The sequence below is a fragment of the Endozoicomonas sp. Z74 genome, assembly GCF_057680865.1.
Map to the genome: position 1 here is coordinate 1 of NZ_JBLYZI010000184.1, position 4,705 is coordinate 4,705.

Annotated in this window: 4 protein-coding genes and 1 riboswitch; of the genes, 2 read left to right on the forward strand and 2 right to left on the reverse strand. The window is 52.0% G+C overall.

The window, feature by feature from the left end; translation table 11 throughout:
- The first annotated feature begins 574 nt into the window (after positions 1-574).
- Together ACNRUY_RS25785 and ACNRUY_RS25790 are read left to right on the forward strand one after the other, a co-directional pair.
- A complete protein-coding gene (locus ACNRUY_RS25785) occupies positions 575-1,618 on the forward strand; it encodes a 3-ketosteroid-9-alpha-monooxygenase, oxygenase component (protein WP_488114534.1) in 1,044 nt (347 codons plus the stop codon).
- Positions 1,619-1,724: 106 nt separating this feature from the next.
- Positions 1,725-1,894: riboswitch (FMN riboswitch) on the forward strand.
- A gap of 8 nt (positions 1,895-1,902) precedes the next feature.
- Positions 1,903-2,811: a DMT family transporter gene (locus ACNRUY_RS25790; RefSeq protein ID WP_488114535.1), complete on the forward strand. Its 909-nt coding sequence runs from the start codon at positions 1,903-1,905 to the stop codon at positions 2,809-2,811.
- Between the two features lie 331 nt (positions 2,812-3,142).
- On the opposite strand, the gene ACNRUY_RS25795 is transcribed toward ACNRUY_RS25790, so the two are convergent.
- Together ACNRUY_RS25795 and ACNRUY_RS25800 are read right to left on the reverse strand one after the other, a co-directional pair.
- A complete protein-coding gene (locus ACNRUY_RS25795; protein WP_488114536.1) occupies positions 3,143-3,694 on the reverse strand; it encodes a hemagglutinin repeat-containing protein in 552 nt (183 codons plus the stop codon).
- A complete protein-coding gene (locus ACNRUY_RS25800; protein WP_488114537.1) occupies positions 3,667-4,254 on the reverse strand; it encodes a POTRA domain-containing protein in 588 nt (195 codons plus the stop codon). The genes ACNRUY_RS25795 and ACNRUY_RS25800 overlap by 28 nt, the downstream gene beginning before the upstream one ends.
- Positions 4,255-4,705 lie beyond the last annotated feature (451 nt).

The following is a 4,705-nucleotide window of genomic DNA, read 5'->3' on the forward strand; positions in this document are numbered from 1 at the left end:
CAACAAAATACCTGTCTCGTTACCTCGGGTGGAAAAGGTTTCTTAAAACTCAACTCTTCTCAGAGGAGGCTTTTTTAGATCAAGTTTCTATACATTGGGTAGAGCAACACTTAATTTGAACAGCGCCCAGATGATGCTTTATCATCCAGGCATCATCTGCCAAAAGGAAAGAAAAAGGCTTTCATCTGTTTATTATTCAGACAATCAACCACTGCCCGGAGCACTCATCACCTTTGTCTGCTCTTCAATGAAACACGCCGCAACCAATCCCCCTCCCGCTGCTTCAAAACAGAACATGAACAAACGCCATCAGGCGACCATTTTTTAAACCATTGATGAATCAACTCGATGGCTGACAAGCGTTTACAAACAAACAAAGCTTAATAAAAACATGGGTACGAATGTTGCCTATATAAAAATACCGCTTCTGCGATGTCGGCAAAAGCAAACTTGAATCAACATCATCTTTTTTTCGTCCACACAAGCGGGAGTTGGAGGCTACCGAAATGAACGACCCGGCTCAGGCCGCCAGCGCAACTGTGTGCAGGGACAAAACAGCAAGGAGAACGATAAGATGAGCAATGTCCACAGGATTGAAGCCAAGCCCATTCCCGAGCGATACGCCAGAGGCTGGCACTGTCTGGGAAAAGCGGAAAGTTATAAAGATGGCAAAGCCCACACCATCCAGGCTTTCGGTACCCGGCTGGTGGCGTTCCAGGGTGAAGATGGAGACGTTCACATTCTGGATGCCTACTGCCCACATATGGGTGCCGACCTGGGTAAAGGGTGCATTGAAGGCAATACCATTCGCTGCCCTTTCCATGACTGGCGCTGGAACTCGGAAGGCGTTTGCGATGACATTCCCTATTCGAAACGCATTCCTCCCCGGGCAAAAATCAAGGCCTGGCCCACCTGTGAACAGAACAAGCTACTGTTTATCTGGAATGACCACGAAGGCAATCCCCCCATTAAAGAGCAGGCCATTCCCCAGATTGGCGCCTGTTACGATGACGGGTGGGCCGACTGGGAAATTTCGGAAATGCACATTGCCACCAACTGTCGGGAACTGGTGGATAACGTAGCCGATATGGCTCACTTCGGCCCGGTTCATGGCGCACCCGTCAAGTTGTTTTCCAATGTTTTTGAGGGACACACCGCTGAACAGACCATGATCGGAACCAGCCGCCGCCTGCCAGACGACAGCGAACTAAAATCCGTCGCCACATACTACGGCCCTTCCTACCAGATCACTCATATGAGTGGCGAAGTGAACGGCATTCCAATGTACTCAAAACTGCTCAACTGTCATGTCCCTATCGATCAGAATAACTTTACCCTCCGCTTTGGCGTACTGGTAAAAAACATTCCGGGCCTCACTCAGGAGCAGAATCGTGAAGCCGCAAGAATCTATATCAAAACCGCTCAGGAAGCCTTCTTTGAGGATGTATCCATTTGGAACAACAAGGTTCGAATCGACAACCCACTGCTCTGTGAAGGGGATGGCCCGGTCTACCAGCTGCGAAAGTGGTATGAGCAGTTTTACACGGATACCGCCCTGCTGGGAGGAGAGCTTCAGGAACGCAAGGAGTTCAGAAGCGAAATGAAGCAGGCGGTATAGAGCAGAAACCAGGGAGGGCCGCCTTTCAGTGACTACTGGCAAAACCTTCCCTGTTTTCACTGCCGAAGATGCGCTAGCATGCCAGTCAGCTATTATCAGCTACTTCAATTATTCTCAGGGCAGGGTGAAATTCCCGGCCGGCGGTAATTCCCTTCAGGAAAAGCCCGCGAGCGCACCCAACCTTATCAGAAGGTTCAGGGGCGCAGATCTGGTGCGGATAAATAATGATTCCAATGCCAGGGCCGACGGTTAGAGTCCGGATGGAAGAGGAATCAAAAACAGACATGAGCGCAGTAAAACACCATAAACCCATTCTTGGAGCCGCCTGGATGCTGGCTGCTGGCGCAGCATTTGCCGGTGTTAACAGCATCGGGCAGTACCTGAGCTTTAACATGGGAGTGGCCTCTCCCAATATCGCTTTTTTCCAATACCTGATTGCCGTGGCTATTTTACTGCCCTGGATGAAGCAGCAGGGGCTGGGGCGCCTGTTTACGACTCGTCAGCCCTGGCAGCATTTATTGCGGGTTGGCTTTGCAGTGATGGGCGTACAATGCTGGCTATGGGCGCTTTCCTGGCCTGTTCCTATCTGGCAGGGCATCGCTCTTCTGATGTTATCACCGCTTATAGCAACGATTGGCTCTGGCATTTTTCTTGGCGAACGGGTGGACATTGCGCGCTGGGGAGCAACGCTGGCCGGTTTTGCTGGCGCGATGATTATTCTTGAGCCATGGGCTGATGGTTTTACCATGGCCTCATTACTGCCCGTTATTGCCGCTGTGTTCTGGGCAGGTTATTCACTGATGGTGAAATACCAGTCACGGACCGAGGACTCGGCAACCATCGTCCTTTACCTTCTGGTGCTTATTGCCCCCTTTAATGCCATTCTGGCCGCTCCGGTTTTTGCATTACCCCAGGGCAAGGAGTGGTTCTTCCTGATTGCCGCAGGCCTGCTGACAGGAATAGCCCAGCTGGCCATTGCCAAAGCCTATGAAGTGGCAGATGCCTCCTATATTCAGCCGTTTGACCATGCCAAACTGCCCATGAATGTATTGGCAGGCTGGCTGGTATTCAGCCAGGTGCCACCTGGCCGACTGTGGCTTGGGGCAACCATCATTATTCTGGCTTCACTCTATATTGCCCAGAGGGAAGCCCGGGCACCCAGACATACCGATGACCTTGCTGAAGTCTCCTGACAGGTTATTGCCAAAGCCATCTGTGGAAGCGGCAAAGAACAGAAGGTGAAGAAAAGATAAAGAACATTGGTCTTTTGTAACATTCTCCTTCATCAGTCCTTTGTCGCTTTCCAGTTGGGCCGCCTTCTGGCTGATTCTTTTTAGAGAAGGGTACTCACCTCCTGGGCAAACGCCTGGGTGATCTCAAAAGCGGTGTTGATGGCCTGTTCATCAAAGAGGGTATCAAGGGCGTTGCTGCCGGTGCTGCTGTTCACGTCACGATTGACTTCGGCAACGGTTTCCTCCGCGTTTTTACCGGTCAGCTGTTGTTGTTTTTCTTCATCGGTGATGGTCAGATGCCGCTCCCGGTGGTGCTGCTGGCCTCGTCGCTGGCACCCATGGCGATAGGCAAAGGCGTGAGGGTGTCGTACACATAGCCGTCTTTTGTTTCGCTGTGTGTATTGTGACTGGCAGTGCCTGCACTGTTCTCCGTGTCCGAAGGCTTGTCAAAGCCGATCCCCGCCCCCAGGCTGATACTGCTGGCGTCGTATTCTGCCCGGTTCTCAATATTGGAACGGGTCAGGGTGCCTGTGGTCAGCTGGTTGTTATGGTCCTGGATGGCCTGATCACTGCTGGCGATCAGCCCGCCTTTCAGGTCGGTGTTGCCCTGTACGGTGATGTCAAAGCCATTGTCCCCCGCCTTGATGCCGGACTGTTCGATCACGCTGCGGTAGTCGCTGTGGGTATCCCCCTTGCTGATGTTCCCGCTGATGCTACTGGTGCCCGCACACAGAGGCGGCACACAGACACTGACCCTGAGCCCTGTGCTTTTCTGTTCGGACTGGTAGGTGCTGACGTCCTGCAGGCTTTCGATGTTCAGGTCACCGCCTGTGTTGGCCACCACTTTGTCACCCTGCACCACAGCGCCTTTAAGGTGAGTGTCCTGACCGGAAAGGCATTGAGCAGGTTGGCATCTGGATCAGATTGGTCATGACTCCGTATGGCCGATATGCGACCTGGCACCAGGGTCAGAACTAAAACCCCGCGGGTCAGATCCTGTGGCGCCGCCAACACCCGTGTGGTAATGAACCCCCGCTCAACAATGGCATTCTGTATCCGCTTCATGACCAGGTTAATACCCGCGGTCCCGAGGCAACGCCCCGTAGCCGGATCCTTATCACCATTGGCAGCTTCAAGTGCCCATTGAAAGGCGTCCGCAGCGTCACCGGTCAGCTGAACCCGGTCAATGGCAAAACAGGGAGATTCATTTTCCGGAAGGCGTTCCTTCAGCGTTTGCGTCGTCTGCAACCGGACATCCGGCTGCCGCACCTGTTGCTCCCTGAGCGCCTTCTCACGCTCCTGTTGACGCTGGAACTCACCGGTAGCAGGGTCATTGGCGGATGTCTGTAGAGAACACAGTAAACCCTGTAAAACCGTTGCCAGAACGATCCAAAGACGACGCACGCACATCCTGTCTTATCCCTGTCAAAAAGGCTGTTTTTTTCTTTTGGCTTGCTATTTCCAGTCTTTAACAGGAAAACGACAGAAGCTGTTCATATAATGCGCGCACCATTGTAAAGGCTTTGAAAGTAATCTCATAATCCTTTAAGACGATGCTCCACGCTCAATTCCCCATACAGAAAGAAAACGGTTTTACCGAAAAGAATAATGATTCAGGACGTCCGGTTTATTCATTGCAAAGCCGCCTTATTAACTTTTTCAATCACTCTCGTTATGGCAGTCTCCACTATCCTGCTCTACTTTTAGGGAAGGTGCGATTAAGTCCCTAGCCATGAGATAATACTCCCATCGCTTCCAGCTTGAGTTTCTGTCCATGAGCCAGCTTAGTTTCGCAGACAGTGAGTTTGTCCATAAACGCAGAACCACCCGCAAAGAGCGCTTTCTGGCAAAAATG